Origin of the sequence: Xenorhabdus szentirmaii DSM 16338, assembly GCF_002632585.1 — a bacterium.
GTDB lineage: Bacteria > Pseudomonadota > Gammaproteobacteria > Enterobacterales > Enterobacteriaceae > Xenorhabdus > Xenorhabdus szentirmaii.
Genome location: NZ_NIBV01000001.1, coordinates 1,863,145 through 1,881,647, shown reverse-complemented (window position 1 = coordinate 1,881,647; position 18,503 = coordinate 1,863,145). Strand labels below are relative to the sequence as shown.

15 protein-coding genes are annotated in these 18,503 nt (G+C 45.1%); 9 read left to right on the top strand and 6 right to left on the bottom strand.

Annotation, left to right across the window (positions count from 1 at the left end; all coding sequences use genetic code 11):
* Positions 1-292: 292 nt before the first annotated feature.
* Positions 293-1,261 (top strand): IS30 family transposase, encoded by a 969-nt coding sequence (locus tag Xsze_RS08550; RefSeq protein ID WP_099139113.1) that lies wholly within the window; start codon positions 293-295, stop codon positions 1,259-1,261.
* 408 nt (positions 1,262-1,669) lie between these two features.
* On the opposite strand, the gene mrcB is transcribed toward Xsze_RS08550, so the two are convergent.
* Both mrcB and hrpB read right to left on the bottom strand, forming a co-directional pair.
* Positions 1,670-4,099 (bottom strand): bifunctional glycosyl transferase/transpeptidase, encoded by a 2,430-nt coding sequence (mrcB, locus tag Xsze_RS08545; protein WP_051462331.1) that lies wholly within the window; start codon positions 4,097-4,099, stop codon positions 1,670-1,672.
* Positions 4,090-6,648: an ATP-dependent helicase HrpB gene (hrpB, locus tag Xsze_RS08540; protein WP_051462339.1), complete on the bottom strand. Its 2,559-nt coding sequence runs from the start codon at positions 6,646-6,648 to the stop codon at positions 4,090-4,092. The genes mrcB and hrpB overlap by 10 nt, the downstream gene beginning before the upstream one ends.
* Before the next feature lie 322 nt (positions 6,649-6,970).
* On the opposite strand from hrpB, the gene sfsA reads away from it, so the two are divergent.
* From sfsA to panC, 7 genes are all read left to right on the top strand, one after another.
* Positions 6,971-7,681 (top strand): DNA/RNA nuclease SfsA, encoded by a 711-nt coding sequence (sfsA, locus tag Xsze_RS08535; protein WP_038236140.1) that lies wholly within the window; start codon positions 6,971-6,973, stop codon positions 7,679-7,681.
* Positions 7,682-7,876: 195 nt separating this feature from the next.
* Positions 7,877-8,332 carry an RNA polymerase-binding protein DksA gene (gene dksA, locus Xsze_RS08530; RefSeq protein ID WP_038236142.1) on the top strand — a complete coding sequence of 152 codons (456 nt, stop codon included), beginning with the start codon at positions 7,877-7,879 and terminating at the stop codon, positions 8,330-8,332.
* Between the two features lie 179 nt (positions 8,333-8,511).
* The gene (gene gluQRS / locus Xsze_RS08525; RefSeq protein WP_038236144.1) at positions 8,512-9,462 is read left to right on the top strand and encodes a tRNA glutamyl-Q(34) synthetase GluQRS; all 951 of its coding nucleotides are present in this window, start codon (positions 8,512-8,514) and stop codon (positions 9,460-9,462) included.
* A 363-nt stretch (positions 9,463-9,825) separates the two neighbouring features.
* Positions 9,826-11,196 (top strand): polynucleotide adenylyltransferase PcnB, encoded by a 1,371-nt coding sequence (pcnB, locus tag Xsze_RS08520; RefSeq protein ID WP_244431771.1) that lies wholly within the window; start codon positions 9,826-9,828, stop codon positions 11,194-11,196.
* 2 nt (positions 11,197-11,198) lie between these two features.
* Positions 11,199-11,681, top strand: a complete 483-nt coding sequence (gene folK / locus Xsze_RS08515; RefSeq protein WP_038236148.1) for a 2-amino-4-hydroxy-6-hydroxymethyldihydropteridine diphosphokinase — start codon at positions 11,199-11,201, stop codon at positions 11,679-11,681.
* Between the two features lie 282 nt (positions 11,682-11,963).
* Positions 11,964-12,755, top strand: a complete 792-nt coding sequence (gene panB / locus Xsze_RS08510) for a 3-methyl-2-oxobutanoate hydroxymethyltransferase (RefSeq protein WP_038236150.1) — start codon at positions 11,964-11,966, stop codon at positions 12,753-12,755.
* Positions 12,756-12,793: 38 nt separating this feature from the next.
* The gene (panC, locus tag Xsze_RS08505) at positions 12,794-13,651 is read left to right on the top strand and encodes a pantoate--beta-alanine ligase (RefSeq protein ID WP_038236152.1); all 858 of its coding nucleotides are present in this window, start codon (positions 12,794-12,796) and stop codon (positions 13,649-13,651) included.
* Positions 13,652-13,771: 120 nt separating this feature from the next.
* Here panC and Xsze_RS08500 read toward each other — a convergent pair whose 3' ends face one another.
* From Xsze_RS08500 to Xsze_RS08490, 3 genes are all read right to left on the bottom strand, one after another.
* Positions 13,772-14,683 (bottom strand): AEC family transporter, encoded by a 912-nt coding sequence (locus Xsze_RS08500; protein ID WP_038236154.1) that lies wholly within the window; start codon positions 14,681-14,683, stop codon positions 13,772-13,774.
* A gap of 148 nt (positions 14,684-14,831) precedes the next feature.
* On the bottom strand, positions 14,832-15,602 hold the full coding sequence (locus Xsze_RS08495; RefSeq protein WP_038236155.1) for an ABC transporter permease: 771 nt from the start codon (positions 15,600-15,602) through the stop codon (positions 14,832-14,834).
* Positions 15,599-16,525, bottom strand: coding sequence for an ABC transporter ATP-binding protein (locus Xsze_RS08490; protein WP_038236157.1), 927 nt, complete (start codon positions 16,523-16,525; stop codon positions 15,599-15,601). The genes Xsze_RS08495 and Xsze_RS08490 overlap by 4 nt, the downstream gene beginning before the upstream one ends.
* Positions 16,526-16,706: 181 nt before the next feature.
* On the opposite strand from Xsze_RS08490, the gene can reads away from it, so the two are divergent.
* Entirely contained in the window at positions 16,707-17,360 is a 654-nt protein-coding gene (gene can / locus Xsze_RS08485; RefSeq protein ID WP_038236159.1) for a carbonate dehydratase, read from the top strand.
* Between the two features lie 141 nt (positions 17,361-17,501).
* Here the strand turns inward: can and hpt are convergent, their stop codons facing one another.
* Positions 17,502-18,047, bottom strand: a complete 546-nt coding sequence (gene hpt / locus Xsze_RS08480) for a hypoxanthine phosphoribosyltransferase (RefSeq protein ID WP_038236161.1) — start codon at positions 18,045-18,047, stop codon at positions 17,502-17,504.
* Between the last annotated feature and the right edge of the window lie 456 nt (positions 18,048-18,503).

Below are 18,503 nucleotides of genomic sequence, written 5' to 3'. Positions count from 1 at the left end.
ACCTAAAATGATTCTCTTTTCTGAACCCATCACTTATCCTTTTCAATCTGAAAGCAAGTTCCATTACAATGAATAACATAGCAAACCCTTTCCGGTTTAATATAAAAAATGACAAAATAAAATAAAAAATAATTTCATTAAATTTCAGTTAAACAAAAATAATTAATTTCTCACTAATCATAAGTTCATACCCAATAAATTATGAACCTTGGATTCGACTAATAAGTGCAATTTCTAAGAAAGGCGGTCAGTTGCTATAGTAGGCATCTTTCTCGCCAAAGGAAAATGCATTATGACCTATACACAACTGACCGAAGTAGAAAGATATCAGATTTTCAGTTTAAAAGAAGCGGGTTTTACACAACGTTTTATTGCAACATCGCTCAGTCGTGACCCGTCAACGATTAGTCGGGAATTGAAGAGAAATCAGGCATCACAGAAATACTGTCCTAAGCAGGCGCAGTGTCAGGCATTAGATCGCCGCCATTCAGCCCTAAAAGCCGTCAAAGTCACATCCGAGGTAATAACGTGGATCAAAGAATTAATCTGGCAAGATTTAAGCCCTGAACAAACGGTGGGCTATCTCAATCGAGAAAAGGCCCTCTCTTTACATCATGAAACGGTTTACCGTCTTATTGATAAAGATAAAAGTCAGGGAGGGAATTTATGGCAACATCTCAGGATAGCGAAAAAACCGTATCGTAAACGTTATGGAAGTTATGAACGCAGAGGAAAAATCAAAAACAGAATCAGTATTGATGAACGCCCAAAAATAGTGGATAAAAAGCAACGTGTTGGTGATTGGGAAGGGGACACTATCGTTGGAAAAGATCATAAAAGTGCCTTATTGACATTGGTTGAACGCAAAACCCTCTTTACCATCATAATTAAACTGGAAAAGAAAACGGCGAAAACGGTAGTGAAAGCAGCCATAAGGCATTTATCATCGATAAAACATAAAATTAAAACGATCACGCTTGATAATGGTTTAGAGTTTGCTGACCATGAACGTCTGAGTAAAAATTTAGAGGCCAAAATCTTCTTTGCTCATCCCTACTCCCCTTGGGAAAGAGGGATCAATGAGAATACCAATGGATTAATCAGAGATTATTTTCCTAAAGGGACTGATTTTAATAAAGTCTCAGAATTGGAGATAAATCTCGTGGCAAACCGATTAAATAAACGCCCTCGAAAAACGCGAGGTTATAAAACACCGAATGAGTTATTTAAAGGAATACCGACTCGTTTACTTCGTTCATAACGGTGTTGCACTTATTATATGAATGCAAGATGTACTGAAGTTATCCAGTACATCATTTTAGTAAATAATAAAATAATCAAGATGATACTCTCAAATAAAAATAATATTATTGCATTTTATTAGTGTTGTTTTTAAAAAAAATTCCTTAAAAATTTATCCCATCAAAAACAAACATATGTTATTAAACTAACAGGCCGCTTGATAAAAAGCAATTTGAATACATTGCAATAAAAGCATGATCAATTATATATTATGTACTAAATATCAGCTTTACTTTAATACATAAATGATTAATAAACAGCATTGCCATTTCTGCTAAATAATTTGCTGTTAAATAAAGGAGAAAAACTCCCCACCTAATTGCGATTACGGTGGAGAGTAGCATTTCATGACAGTTTAGTGTCGTAATTACTGTTCAAACATCTCACGCAGCCAATCAGGGGCTTCTTCTTCATCTTCCTCAATCGGTGGCTGTATGGATTGCTGGCACAAGGTCTGCGAATCATGTGTCCAAATCGGCAATACCCTAATCCCGTCTCCCGCGCAGTTGAAACTGCCATCTCCATTGATTGACATATCCACAATGCCTTCAGGCGGGCGGTTATTCAGCATCAACGGCGTTCCATTATTCAAATAATGCAGGTAAATGGGCAATGCTCCCGTCGCACCTGCCAAATTAGTCGGTTTATTGTTATCACGGCCAATCCAGACCACTGCGACTTCTTTACCATCAATGCCGGTAAACCAAGTGTCACGAAGATCATTGGTCGTTCCGGTTTTACCTGCCAAATTGTATTTGCCATATTTTTCGGCCAGCTTTCTCCCTGTTCCCCGGGCCACCACTTGCTGCATACCGTATAACGTCAGATAAGCCGCTTGGGGCGACACTACGCGCTCTGCCTGTGGATAGCTCTGGTAAAGCAGTGTGCCATTTTCAGCAAGAATAGAACGCACTGCGGAGAGTTTTGCACGATTACCGCCACTGGCTATGGTCTGGAATACCTGCGCCATTTCCATGGGAGTCAGCTCAATGGCACCCAGCAGCATAGCGGGAACTTGCTGGATCTGTTTCTCCGGAATACCCAAGGAAACCAAAGTGCTGGTAATGCGATCCAGTCCAATGTCCATCCCTAAATTGACTGTCGAGACGTTTATCGAACGTGCCAGGGCATCAACCAACATAACCGGCCCGCCAAAAGTACGGCTAAAGTTCCTCGGCTCCCACGTTTTCCCCCCGCCTAGCGGAATAGAAATGGGTTCATCCGCCAACCATGTATTCAACCGATATTTGTCCGGTTGACTCAATGCGGTCAGATAAGTCACCGGTTTAGACAGAGAGCCAATCAAACGGCGGGCGTTTAATGCCCGGTTAAAGCCGGCATATTGGGGTTGAGCCCCTCCCACCAGCGCACGAACTTCGCCACTGAAACGGTCAACCACCACCATTGCACCTTCCAGATCAGGAAGATTGCGTGCTCTGCCTTTCCGCAGCTCGGCCACTCCCTCTTCCACGGCTTTTTCCGCTGCATTCTGTGCAACCGGATCTAACGTCGTGAAGATTTTGACACCGGCTAAGTCGTTGACTTTCTCTCCCAGTTTTTCCTGCAATTCCTGACGCACCAACTGCATAAAAGCGGGTTGTGGTCTTAGCGCTTCACTTTTGTGTTTCACGCCAAGCGGGAGGGCGGCATTCTTGTCATAGTCTTCTTGGCTGATGAGATTTCGGCTCAGGAGAATTTTTAATACCACGTTACGACGTTCAAGTGCGTTTTTAGGATGACGCCACGGATTATAATAAGACGCGCCTTTCACCATCCCCACCAGCAGCGCTTGCTGATCCTGTGTGAGTTCACCAACCGGGACACCAAAATAGTACAAGCTTGCCAGCGGGAATCCATGAATTTGTTCATTACCGCTTTGCCCCAGGAAAACTTCATTCAGGTACAACTCAAGAATACGTTCTTTGGAATAACGGGCATCAATCAGTAACGCCATAATGGCTTCATTCAGCTTACGGCTCAGCGTTTTTTCATTGGAAAGAAACAGGTTCTTCGCCAATTGTTGCGTCAGGGTACTCCCTCCCTGAATAGTGCGCCCGGCCATCAGGTTGGCGATAACCGCACGGGCAATAGACAGCGGGCGAACGCCATCATGCTCATAGAAATAACGATCTTCTGTTTCCAGCAGAGCCTCAGTCAGTGATTTTGGGAAATCCGAAAGCGGAACAAACAAACGCTGTTCTCCATCCGCCGACTGAATCATCGTAATCAATTTCGGATCAAGACGGAAAAAACCGAACTGACGATGGTTCTCCATGTTTTCGATACTGCGGATATGGTTATTTTCAAAAACCAAACGGGCCAGGATCTGCCCTTCCGGGCCATCAGGAAAATCAAAGTGACGACGCAATATCTCAATGCTGTTTCCCTTGGCCACGAATTCACCGGGCCGGTTGATTTTGGTCACCTGATGGTATTGCATGCCCTCCAGCAAACTGATCATTTCGTTTTTGTTGTAGTTCATGCCCGGTTCAAGATTGACCATCCTGCCGTAAACGGCCGCGGGCAATTTCCAGACCTGACCATCCATACGCTCGCGTACTTTGTTATCCAGATACAGAACATATGCCGCAAACAGTACCGACAATACAATAAAGATTTTCAGCATTAACCAAAAAAACCTGTATTTTCCCTTCTTTTTAGCGGGCTGGTTTTTCTGTGGGCGGACATTCTTCCTTTTGTTCGTCATGATTCCATCCTCGTCGTCGTCAAAATCATCATCTTCATAATCATCATAGTTATCCCGCCGATCGCGTTCTTTGTTAACGGTTACATGTATTTTTTCACACGTCGTGTTGGTGCGGTGTTGGCAGGATCATCCGGCCATAAGTGTTTGGGGTAACGCCCTTTCATCTCTTTTTGCACATCCCGGTAAGCACCACGCCAGAAGGCAGCAAGATCTTGCGTAATCTGCAAGGGGCGATGGGCGGGTGACAGTAATTCAATGACAAGCGGAACCCGCCCTTTCGCCAATACCGGATTTTGCTGCTCCCCGTACATTTCCTGCATCCTCACGGACAAAACGGGGGGCTTTTCGTTAAAATACCGGATAGTCATTTTGCTTCCCGTTGGCACAGTGTAATTAGTAGGCAGTTCATTATCCAGTATTTGCCGCTGTTGCCAGTCAAGCAAATCCATCAGACAGGGGAACAGTTCAACCTGACGCAGTCCTTTCAAATCACTGACACCTCCCAAGGCAGGCAATAACCATTGTTCAAGTGAACTCAGCAATGCATCATCATCGACTGCCGGCCATGCCACTTCCGGTAACCATTCTGTTGCCCTTTGCAGGCGAATGCGCAACTGCACTGCATCCGGCGACCAATTCAGTACAGATACTCCTTCCTGCCGGACCCAGTTCAGTAATGCTTCGTGCAATTCCGATTCGGAAGGCTTGCTCAGAGGTTGGGCCCTGACAATCAAACGCCCGCACTGCAAGCGTTTCCATGCCCGCAATGACCCTTTGCAATCATCCCATTCCACAGCTGCATGTTCAGTAAACAAAAGCGGATGTTGCCGTATAATCTGTTCGATGTTCAATGAACAGGCCAGCAATCCCCGCGCATCCGGGTTGCTGTTGCCTTGCTGCAATGACGGAAGTTGCAATGATGGAATAACCAACCAGGACTCGCCGGAGAGCGGATCTTCGCGCTCCAGAGCAACACCTGATCCATTGGTTAACTGGAAACGCCCCTGATTATCACGATTTTTAGCGATCCGATCAGGAAAACCCTGTACCAGTAATTCTGCAATAAGATCAGGGCTGACATTCTCAAGAGCGTTGCCAATCTCCCGCTGTTCATGCTGACCAACAAGGCTTCTGATAAGTTGACTTGTCCGTTGCTGCCAATGGCGCTGATTCGACGCTATCCAGTCAATGAGGTCTGTATGCCCGCGACGCGGGGGATCTTCCAAAATAGCCACCAGTTTGGCCGCGGCAGCCAAGGCCACATGACGTTGTCCGGGTGCTGAACAAGGCACTTTACCTGCATGCAATATTTTCCCTGAGCATAATATTGCGGCCAAGCGTGGTTCACTGCCAGATCCTGCCATTTGCCAGCCACGAGCGGTTAGTTGTTGTTTGTCATCCAAAGCCCCCAATCGCTGCAATAACGCGCCTGCAACCGCCAGTGCCGGTTGTGGCGGGTTGTCGAGCCAATGGAGCTGATTGCTGTCACGGCATCCCCATTGCAATAAAGAAAGCAACAGGCTGCTTAAATCTGAATGCAGGATTTCCGGTTCACTGTGTTCCGGGGCTCTTTCTGCTTGCTCCTGACTGAAAAGATGCCAGCAAACCCCGGCCTCCAATCGCCCGGCACGCCCTGCGCGCTGAACCATTGACGCCTGACTGATACGCTGTGTTATCAAGCGTGTCAGCCCGCTTTTGGGTTCAAACCGGCTGGTTCGTTCAAGCCCGCTGTCCACAACCAGCCGGATGCCCTCAATGGTCAGACTGGTTTCTGCAATATTGGTGGCCAAAACGACTTTACGCATACCGGTTGGCGCAGGCGCAATTGCCCTGCGTTGATCTGACAGGGATAACGCACCATACAGCGGGCACAATAGCGTATCTTCATTCACCTTGCCTTCCAGCTGCGCCAGAACACGCTGAATCTCACTGACTCCGGGCAGAAACAGCAGTAATGACCCCGTGTCTTGCTGCAATAAACGCAATACCGCCGATCCGACTGATTGCTCAAAAGGCTGGTGAGCAGGAAGCGGGTGATAAGATCTCGCCACCGGATAACTGCGCCCTTCTGAAACAATGACGGGGGCATCCGGCAATAACGAAGAAAGGCGCTGATTATCCAACGTTGCCGACATCACCAATACCCGCAAATCGTCACGTAATCCTTCCTGTACATCCAGCAACAGCGCCAGTGCAAGATCCGCCTGCAAACTGCGTTCATGGAATTCATCAAGGATGACGAGGGAAACACCGTTTAATTCCGGATCTTGCTGAAGCATCCGAGCCAAAACCCCCTCGGTCACAACTTCAAGGCGTGTGGAAGCACTGACTTTCGTTTCCGCCCGCATCCGATAACCCACAGTCACGCCAACCGGCTCATTCAGTTGCTCAGCGAGACGCTCAGCGACACTGCGCGCAGCAAGACGCCTGGGCTCCAACATAATGATGCGGCCAGACAAGGGAGACTTATCTAAAATTGCCAACGGCAATCCGGTTGATTTTCCCGCCCCTGTCGGCGCATGCAGCAATACCTGACGTGACGTTTTCAACGCCGCAATGACAGATTCCACCACATCATAAATGGGTAATAACAAAGGTTCACCATATGGATTAACTTTCAATGTGTGCCATTGTAGCATTGGCATCTTTGATTTCGTTTCATCGACTTTCAGATCATTTCAACTTTCAGGTCATTGAAAGTAGGTCAATAAGAGGTTGTCGTTCCCTCAGGATTGCCAATCACTGGTTTTGATCTCCTTCCCGTCCCAGCGGACGGGATTGCGCGACACCCCAACTTAACTACCACCTACTGAAGTAGGTGGGTTAGCGCACTTCGGTGCCGACGACTGAAAGTCGTCGAACCACGCACCTCGTAAACGCGCATAGGTCAAAAAATTAAAGTCAAAGTCACCGTCTAAAGACGGTGGTTTTTACCAATGATATTGAAATAAAGGAAAATTTATGCAATTTGCATCTCCCCTGAAACCTGCCACATTAATCCGTCGTTATAAACGCTTTCTGGCTGATGTTCTGACCCCGGAAGGAGAAACACTCACCATACATTGTGCCAATACCGGCGCAATGACGGGCTGTGCTACGCCAGGAGATACCGTCTGGTACTCTACATCGGACAATCCCAAACGCAAATACCCCAATAGTTGGGAACTGACACACACTCAACACGGGCACTGGATTTGCGTTAATACCCTCAGGGCGAACGATTTAGTTCATGAAGCCATCGCAAAAAAAGTTATTTCAGAATTATCTGATTATGAACAGATAAAGCGTGAGGTTAGCTATGGAAAAGAGAAAAGCAGGATAGATTTATTATTAGAGTCAAAACAAAAAGTTAACTGTTATATTGAAGTCAAGTCAGTCACCTTGCTACAAGGTAATTATGGTTATTTTCCCGATGCTGTCACAATTCGCGGGCAAAAACATTTACGTGAGCTATCATTGATAGCACAACAAGGTCAGCGTGCTGTCTTGTTCTTTGCTGTTTTACACTCGGGAATCAATCAGGTTGCGGCAGCAAAACATATTGACCATGATTATGCTTTTCTTTTGGAACAAGCAGCTAAATCAGGAGTCGAAGTAATTTGTTATCTGGCTGATATAACAGAAGACGGGATGTTTCTGGGTGAAAAATTACCTTTTCTATCAATAGGATAATTTATAAACAGAACATAATTGTGAGGCCGGTTTAGCAATATATTTAGACAGTAAACACGGCTGTCTTCACACCATTGCAAAACTAATGACAGGAACAATTGCCAACCTCGCAGTCATCTGCTATTTATAGCGGCCTATTTTTTTCCCCCTACTGTTGGGGGCTCATTTGATAGTGCGTGTGTAAGGAGAAGCATTATGCAAGAAGGGCAAAAACGTAAAACCTCGTCCTTGAGCATTCTCGCCATCGCTGGGGTAGAACCTTACCAGGAAAAGGCAGGCGAAGAATACATGAACGATGCCCAGTTAGAGCATTTCAAGCTGATTCTGGAAGCATGGCGCAATCAACTCAGGGATGAAGTAGACCGTACTGTATCTCATATGCAAGATGAGGCAGCGAACTTCCCTGATCCGGTTGACCGTGCGGCGCAAGAAGAAGAGTTCAGTCTTGAATTACGTAATCGGGATCGTGAGCGTAAATTGATTAAAAAGATCGAGAAAACGCTGAAAAAAGTCGAAGAGGACGACTTTGGCTATTGTGAATCCTGTGGGGTTGAAATCGGCATCCGCCGTTTAGAAGCTCGTCCTACAGCCGATTTATGTATTGACTGTAAAACGTTGGCTGAAATTCGCGAAAAGCAAATGGCAGGCTAACTGTATAAGTACCTGAATAATAAGTGGCTGGATAAGTACTTGGCACGTGCATATAAGTACATGGCAAGGACATAGGCTATTCAGATACATGACAGGTACATCAGTACACAGGTACATAATAAGTACATGGGTTAAGTACGGCGCTATTCAGCGCCGTATCACCCTATATTGACTCCAACATGACTCAATCTGAATATTTCCCATCATATATCGGGCGCTTCGCTCCATCACCTTCCGGCGATCTCCATTTCGGTTCCTTGGTCACAGCATTGGGCAGCTACTTGCAAGCCCGTGCCCAGCATGGGAAATGGCTGATGCGCATTGATGATATTGATCCTCCGAGAGAAGTTCCCGGAGCAGCGGGCCGGATATTAAAAGCCCTTGAACACTATGGCCTTTGCTGGGATGACGATGTTCTCTATCAATCCAGGCGGCATGACGCTTATCACGCTGTTCTTGACCAATTGAAACAACAGGAAAACAGCTATTGCTGTACCTGTACTCGCCAGCGCATTCAGAAACTGGGGGGATTTTATGATGGCCATTGCCGGCACCTGCACCTCCCCGAAGGCAATGCCGCAATCCGGCTGAAACAACTTCATCCCGTTTACGGTTTTTACGATAAATTGCAAGGGAATATCGCTGTCCCCGGTAAAATGGCTGAAGAAGATTTCATTATTCATCGCAAAGATAGTTTATTTGCCTATAATCTTGTCGTTGTAATTGATGATAATTACCAAGGCGTCACTGAAATTGTCAGAGGAGCAGATTTAATTGAGCCGACAGGCCGTCAATTATCACTGTATCATCACCTTAATTTCACGATACCAGATTATGCACATTTACCTCTCGTGCTGAATAAAGAGGGAAATAAACTCTCTAAGCAAAATCATGCCCAACCGATCCCATTGGATGATCCAAGGCCATTGCTTATTGAGGCATTATCATTTTTAAATCAACCGACTATTGCCGGCTGGCAGGATTTGACTAAAGAGCAACTGCTGAAAGAGGCTATCGTCGGTTGGAATATAAATTCGGTTCCGCCAAAAAAAGTTATTAATAGACTATACCCAATGGATTTCAAGTTGCATCGCGGCGGCAAGAGAGTGAATCCCCGGGAGCATAGATAACTATGTGACCGGGGTGAATGAACGTAGCCAACAAAGAGGCAACTTGAAAGACGAAGGGTATAACTTAAATAAAGTCTTTCTATTGATACAGTAAGCATTCTCAAAAAATGCCCTATAAGTTATGATTGGCGGTTGTTTTTTGTTTTAATTGATTAGACACTATCGAGGTGTACCATTTTTAACCGAGTAGCAACTTTCTGCCGTAATTTGCTGATCCGCGACAACAGGGTAAAACGCGACACACAGACAGTCAGTGAAAGGCCAGCCACCGTACCTGACCATTCTGCTCACACAGAGAGCAGTTCTCTGCGCAGGCGTCGCAGAGATAATCGTTCATCTTCATCACACGTTCACAATGACAAAATGAAGAAAAAATCCGTAAAGGCAAAGCCTTCGGACTCTCCTATTGCAGTGATCCCCCGGGAACAACATCCTATTTCTCGTAAGGACATTAGCGATAATGCACTGAAAGTTCTGTATCGTCTGAATAAATCAGGCTTTGAAGCTTATTTGGTCGGAGGTGGAGTTCGTGATTTACTGCTGCACAAAAAACCCAAAGATTTCGACATAGCAACCAATGCGACACCGGAACAGGTTCGCAAACTGTTCCGCAATTGCCGACTTGTCGGCCGTCGTTTTCGACTGGCCCATATTATGTTTGGGCCGGATGTGATTGAGGTTGCAACTTTCCGTGGGCCGCATGAACAAATTGAAAGCAATGAGCGGAATCATGACCGGAACCAATCCCATAAAGCCCAGAGTGGCATGTTATTGCGTGACAATATTTTCGGCTCTGTGGAAGAAGACGCCGCTCGCCGCGATTTCACGATAAATAGCCTCTATTATGGCATTGAAGATTTTGCTTTGCGGGATTACGTCGGTGGAATGGCAGATTTGAACGCTGGCATTATTCGTCTGATTGGTGATCCGGAAACCCGTTACCGGGAAGATCCTGTACGTATGCTGCGTGCTATCCGTTTTGCCAGCAAATTGGACATGACCATCGCCCCTGCCACGGCAGAGCCGATCCCACGCCTTGCGTTCCTGCTGAATGATATTCCATCAGCCCGCCTGTTTGAAGAATCCCTCAAGCTGTTGCAATCCGGGCAAGGTTACAAAACCTATAAGCTCCTGCGTGAATACCATCTGTTCGAGCCACTGTTTCCTATTATTGCGAACGGTTTCACTCAGCATGGTGATTCCCCGATGGAAAAATTGCTGGCACAGGTACTCAAAAATACAGATTCTCGCTTGCAGAATGATCTGCGGGTCAATCCGGCATTCTTGTTTGCGGTCATGCTGTGGTACCCGTTAATCGAACATGCGCAAAAACTGTCGCAGGAAGGTGGTTTGCAATATTACGATGCCTTTGCGTTAGCCATGAATGACATTCTTGATGAACAATGCCGTTCAATTGCAATTCCAAAACGCCATACCACAACAATGCGCGATATCTGGTTGCTTCAGCTCCGCCTGCCACGCCGTCAGGGGAAACGGGCAAACAAACTGATGGAACATCCTAAGTTCCGGGCTGCCTATGATTTACTGGAATTACGGGCCGGCATCGAATCACGCCATGAACTGAAAGAGTTGGTGAATTGGTGGAAAGACTTCCAACAATCCACGCCGACTCAGCAAAGAGGCATGATATCAGAGTTGGGCAATGAGATTGTCCGCCGCAGAACACGGCCACGCCGTGGCGGGCGGGTTCGCCAAAACAAGGATCACAACTAAGCATGACCCGGGTCTATATCGCCATTGGCAGCAATCTGTCTGAACCTTTGCAGCAAGTCGAGAATGCACTTGCTGCCCTGAAAACGATCCCGGACACGCTCTTTGTGGCCCGTTCGTCTTTCTATCGGACCAAACCGATGGGTCCACAGGATCAACCTGATTTCCTTAACCTTGCCGTCGCATTGGAAACCCAATTACCTGCCGAAGCATTGCTTGATCACACTCAGGCAATTGAACTGGCACAAGGCCGTGTCCGCAAAAATGAACGCTGGGGGCCAAGAACACTTGATCTCGATATTATGCTTTTTGGCAATCAAGTCATTAATACCGAGCGCCTGACGGTTCCTCATTACGGTTTAAAACAGCGAGAATTTATGCTTTATCCACTTGCAGAAATTGCACCGGATCTGGTGTTTCCCGATGGTGAGGTGCTGGCTGAACGATTAAAACAAGTTCCGGAAAATGGCCTGGCATTTTGGTTATAGCCAGCACTGTTTGTAGTACAGATGTTTATCATACAATTTGTTGTTACATGGATGGTTATAACACTTGACAGTCAGTTTTATCGTTGTAACGTGGTGTTTTATAAAGGAAAAGTAATTCAACATCTTACACAACCGTAGCCACTTTCTGGATAATCAGAACCTATCTTGCTGGATTTTAAATTCTCCAAACCAAAAGATAGGTTCTATACCTGATGGCTTTCAAAATACAGCTTATAAAACAGCAAATTGGAAGCTAAGGGTATAACTATTCAGGAGATAATAATGAAACCAACAACTCTGGCTAACCTGAGTCAGCTAAAAAAAGAGAAACGTAAGTTCGCGACTATCACAGCTTATGATGCCAGTTTTGCACATCTTTTTGCTGAGCAGGGCATCAACGTTATACTTATTGGCGATTCACTCGGCATGACTGTGCAGGGACATGATTCAACCTTACCTGTGACTGTTGAAGACATCTCTTACCACACTCGCAGTGTTCGGACTGGCGCTCCCCTTGCCTTTCTTGTCGCAGATATGCCTTTCATGAGCTACGCCACACCGGAACAAAGTTTTGAAAATGCAGCGGCATTAATGCGTGCAGGCGCCAACATGGTCAAAATTGAAGGTGGAGACTGGTTGTGTGATACGGTTAAAATGCTGACTGAACGTGCCGTCCCTGTTTGCGGCCATCTGGGGCTGACGCCACAATCGGTCAATGTCTTGGGGGGTTATAAGGTACAGGGGCGCAGTGACGATGCCGCCCAAAAATTACTCAATGACGCCATTGCATTAGAAAAAGCCGGTATGCAATTACTGGTACTGGAATGCATTCCGGTCGAATTAGCGAAACGTGTCACTGATGCGCTGGAAATTCCGGTCATTGGCATCGGGGCAGGCAATATGACAGACGGGCAAATTCTGGTTATGCATGATGCACTGGGCATCACCGCAAAACCCCCGAAGTTTGCCAAAGACTTCCTCAAAGAAACCGGCAACATACGAGATGCCATTCGTCTGTACATTGAACAAGTAGAAAGTGGGGCTTATCCCGATCAAGCACACTCATTCAACTGATTATTTCCAGCATGACTGCTAATGAAAGGAGTACAGCAATGCTGATCATAGAAACGATTCCAATTTTACGCCGTGAAATCCGCCGTTGGCGTCAGGAGGGTAAACGCATTGCCTTTGTCCCGACCATGGGAAATCTCCATGATGGCCACATGACCTTAGTGGATACAGCCAAAACACAGGCTGATATCGTTATTGTCAGTATTTTTGTCAATCCGATGCAATTTGATCGGGAAGATGATCTGATTAATTATCCACATTCATTACAGGAAGATTGTGAAAAACTGAGTCGCCGCAAAGTTGACCTGGTTTTCGCTCCCAACGCGGGTGAAATGTATCCGAATGGCTTAAACGGCAACCAAACTTTTGTCGAAGTTCCCGCACTCTCCCATATCGCTGAGGGCGCCAACCGTCCGGGCCATTTCCGGGGCGTCACGACGGTTGTCAGTAAACTATTCAACCTGATCCAACCGGATTTAGTCTATTTCGGTGAAAAGGACTTTCAGCAATTGCAGATTATCCGAAAAATGGTGGAAGAGATGGCTTACGACATTACCGTCGTCCCCGTCCCCACCGTTCGGGATAAAAATGGATTGGCGCTCAGCTCCCGCAACAATCTTCTTTCGGCTGAAGAGAAAAAAATTGCCCCTTCATTGTATAAGATCATGCAACATATCGCTGAAGCACTCAAAGAGGGTGAACGTGATATCGAAAAATTGATTGAATCGTCCTCTTCACAATTGCGGGAAGCAGGCTTCATGCCTGATGAACTGTTTATTCGCGATGCGGAAAATTTGTCATCATTAACAGAGCACAGCACGAAAGCCGTGATCTTGATGGCAGCATGGTTAGGACAAACACGTCTTATCGATAATCAGCAAGTCAACTTAATCGGCTGATTTCAAACAGGGATATGTGTGTGGAAAATACCAAGTCGACACATATCCCTCATGAGCAATACCTGAATATTATTACCCTCTTACCCGGCACACTTTATCTTTCCCCTATTATATTTCAACCTAACTGGTGGCAATCAACAATATAACCGGCAAGGTTATCGTTGAGATCACGGTTTGGAACGTAATGATGCCGGCCATTAATTGGCTGTCGCCATTGAGCTGACGCGTCAAAATATAAGCTGTAGGTGCCGTCGGTATTGCAAAAAAGAGCGCCAGTAAACTGGCTTCTAATGTTTCTAGCCCAAATAAAACGGCAATAGAAAAAGCCAGTAATGGCATCAAGAACAATCGCCCCGCACAATTTACCAATATGGCTTTTTTTTCCATTCTTAAGGTAGACATCTGCAAAGACGCACCAATGCAAATCAAGCCCAGTGGCAGACTCGCGCTTGATAAATGTTTGAAGAACTGTGCTGAGCCAAAAGGCAAACCAATATGGGTAAGATTGACGGAAATACCGATAAAACAAGCGATAATCAATGGATTTTTAATTAAGGTTAGCAATAAGCTTTTAAAAGAAAAATTATTTCTGTCTGATACCAGGGACAAAACAGAAATAACGTTACACATCGGAACTAAAATAGCAATAATCAATATAGCAATGGTAACACCATGACTACCAAATATACTGGTTGTGATCGCAAGCCCCAGATAGGTATTAAAACGTAGCGTGCCTTGTACATAAACCCCAAAACGACGGGGTGGCCATTTTAATAAAAACCTTAAGAGGATAAGTAAAACACTGGCGATGCCGAGAATAACCAATACACTTGAAGATAAAGTCAATAATTGTGGGTTATCTAATGGTGCCGTTGCCGCTCCATTGATTAATAGCGCAGGGAATAGGAAGAAATAATTGATTTTTTCAGCACCAGACCAAAAACCGGCAGGGAAAAAATTTTTTCGTTTTAAAATAAATCCCAGTAAGATCAAAGCAAATAAAGGCCACGTAATTATTATTATCTGACTCATACTGTTTTTTACCTATTGCATTGCGATAGTGATGCCATAGTGTGTAATATTCCGGCTATTTCCATTAAATTCTTTCTTCGTACAGAAATATCAAATACCTGATTAATGCCCCACCATTATCGGTGGCGGAGCATTATCATCTTAAAAATTAAGTTCTCAGCCCCCGCCCTGATTCAATTAAATACCAGGACAGCCAATAAAATCCAAGAATAAAAATGCTCAGCATACCGAGTGTCATTGCCAGAGAAACATCCGAAATACCCAGAAAACCATAACGGAAGCCACTGACCATATAAACAATCGGATTGAGTTTTGACACTATTTGCCAGAAAGTCGGCAGCAGGGTCAGGGAATAGAATACCCCTCCCAAATAAGTCAAAGGGGTCAGTACGAAGGTAGGAATAATGCTGATATCATCGAATGTTTTTGCAAAAATAGCATTCAGCAACCCGGCCAATGAAAACAACATAGATGTTGCCAGCAGAGTAATGACAACCATTCCCCATGAATGGATCTGCAATGGGACAAACAAAAGTGATACCAATGTCACCAAAATTCCCACAAAGACGCCCCGGGCTACACCGCCTCCCACAAAACCGGCAATGATGATATGGGTGGGTACTGGCGCAACCAACACTTCTTCGATACTGCGCTGAAATTTGGCACCAAAGAAAGAGGAAGAGACATTTGAGTAAGAGTTCGTAATAACCGACATCATTATCAGCCCCGGCACAATAAAGTGCATATAGCTGACGCCCCCCATGTCACCAATTCGGGACCCCACCAGATTCCCGAAGATGACAAAATAAAGAGACATGGTAATCACGGGTGGCAATAATGTCTGTACCCAGATACGGCCAAATCGTGTGATTTCTTTAATCCAAATAGTCTTAAGCGCCACCCAATATAATTGGATCATGCTCTGTCTCCTTGGTTATTATTGGTCAGCCCCACAAACAGCTCTTCCAGACGATTAGCTTTGTTACGCATGCTGCTGATTTGGATCCCCTGCGTAGTCAGTTGATTGAAAATATCATTCAATCCCTGCCCACGTTTGACATCAACTTCCAATGTTGCTGCGTCGAGCAAGCGATAATCGTAGCCGTCAATCATGGGCATTGCCCCTTTCGGCATTAAATCGAGTACGAATGTCTCACGTTCAAGCTGGCTGAGTAAGTCTTTCATACTGGTATTTTCAACCAGCTCACCATGCTGAATGATGCCGATATTCCGGCACAGCATTTCGGCTTCTTCCAGATAGTGAGTTGTCAAAATGATGGTCGTTCCCTGCGCATTCAATTCTCTTAAAAAATCCCACATGGAACGACGCAGTTCAATATCAACACCAGCAGTCGGCTCATCCAGGATGAGTAGCTTCGGCTGGTGCATCAGGGCGCGGGCAATCATCAGGCGCCGTTTCATGCCACCCGATAGGCGAATTGCCCGTTCGTTGCGTTTTTCCCACAGATCCAACTGGGTAAGGTAAGTTTTGGCTCTCTCCAGTGCAACATGACGCGGCACGCCATAGTACCCGGCCTGATTCAATACAATTTGAATCACGGTTTCAAACTGATTGAAATTAAATTCCTGTGGAACAAGCCCCAGTTGTCGCTTGGCATTGGTAAGAGCAGTATCAATGTCATACCCGAATACCTTAACAGTGCCGTGAGTTTTGTTAACCAACGAACTGATGATGCCAATCGTTGTCGATTTCCCCGCGCCATTGGGCCCTAAAAGCGCGTAAAAATCACCAACTTCTACACATAAATCAATTCCGCGCAGCGCCTTCACTCCCCCCGCATAGGTTTTCGTGAGCTGCGTCAATTCCAATGCATAAACCATAAGTAAGTAACACCTTTATTTTCTGCAATTTTTGAACGCACGGCAGAAATTATGCCATTATTTTTTCCGCTTTTCTTGGCAATGACAGGGGTCAAATAAAAAACATTCTTAAATTAAATATTAAATTCTCAATTAATGTTGTATATGATTCTATCTCAAAAATGTTGTCAGGCTATTCGTTATGATGAGAAAAATCGAAGAACTGTTTGCCAGGAACAAACAATGGTCAAAATCCGTAAATGAAGAAAACCCGCTTTTCTTCAATGAGTTATCAAAAGCACAAAAGCCTCATTTCCTGTGGATAGGCTGCTCTGACAGCCGGGTTCCTGCCGAAAAACTGATTGACGCTGCTCCGGGCGATCTTTTTGTTCACAGAAATGTGGCTAATCTTGTCATCCATACCGATTTAAACTGCTTATCAGTTGTACAGTATGCGGTGGATGTTTTGCAAGTTGAGCATATCATCATTTGTGGTCACTATGGCTGCGGTGGTATTGAAGCGGCTGTAAATGGCACCGAATTGGGTTTAATCAATAACTGGCTGCTTCACATCCGGGATTTGTGGTACAAGCACAGTTCTATGCTTGGTGAACTCTCTCCCAATGAACGCCTGAATCGCCTGTGTGAATTGAATGTCGTCGAACAAGTTTATAACCTCGGCCATTCAACCATCATGCAGTCTGCGTGGAAACGTGGTCAAAAGGTCATGATCCACGGCTGGGTCTATGGCCTGAAAGACGGTGAACTCCATGATCTGGATATCACGGCTGACAGTCGCGAAAAACTGGAACTGAATTATCGGCAGGCTATTTCTAAGTTGTCTCAAATCAAATAACAGACAGACTCATGCCCAATGGATTTCAAGGTGCAGCCAACAAAGCGGCACTTTGGAAGACAGCCGGTATAAAAAACAAATGGCAGCTTCTTTGCTGCCATTTGCTCACTGCTCACACATCATTTCTGTTTGTAACAAAAATCAATCTTCCAGCAAAGTAACATGCCCAATGTAAGGCAGATGGCGGTAATGCTGCGCGTAGTCAATGCCATAACCGACCACAAATTTATCTTCAATCGAATAGCCAATCCATTCAACAGGAACATCAACTTCACGACGGGAGGGTTTATTCAGCAAGGTACAAATTGCCAGGGAATTCGGCTCACGCAATCCCAAAAGCTCACGGATTTTATTCAATGTGTTGCCTGAATCGATAATATCCTCAACGAGCAATACATCTTTACCGCGAATGTCTTCATCAAGATCCTTGAGAATTTTAACATCACGGGTAGAGCTCATTTCATTGCCATAGCTGGAAGCAGTCATAAAATCCACTTCATGAGGCACTTTCACTTCACGGCATAAATCTGCCATAAAAATAAATGATCCTCTCAACAGCCCCACCAGTACCAGCTCACGATCACTATTGCGATAATGTTCGGTGATCTGTTTTCCCAGTTCAGCAACACGTTGTTTAATCTCCTCTTCAGAGATCATCACTTCCACGATATGTTTTAATTGACTCATAACTCTATGTTTTTAAAAAATTTAAACAGGATCATGTGGCATTTTACAAAAAGCGATACACCGATTGATATACCCTTCACCACACAAAGACGCACACACAACAAAATAATTTGCAAAGCATATCAGAATTCACCACCTACAGTAAAAGACGGGTTGGATCTGGGGCGTCAATGAGGAGAGGGGAGGAGTGGAGATCAACACATTCAACATCCTGACTTTGCCCCGAAGATAACAACACGTGTCATTCGAAAGGATTAAGGAGGGTGACACCCCTATTGTGTCGCCTTATCAAGCAACCGGCACCATCTGTAATGTAATGGAATCACTCTTTTCCTGATATTTTCCGGAATGTTAATCATTATTCTCTTATTTTTTGCAAACGGTGTCTTTGAACAAGAACACCGTTTATCTCAAAACAACAGCTAACAATTAGCAATTATTTTATAAAAAATAATT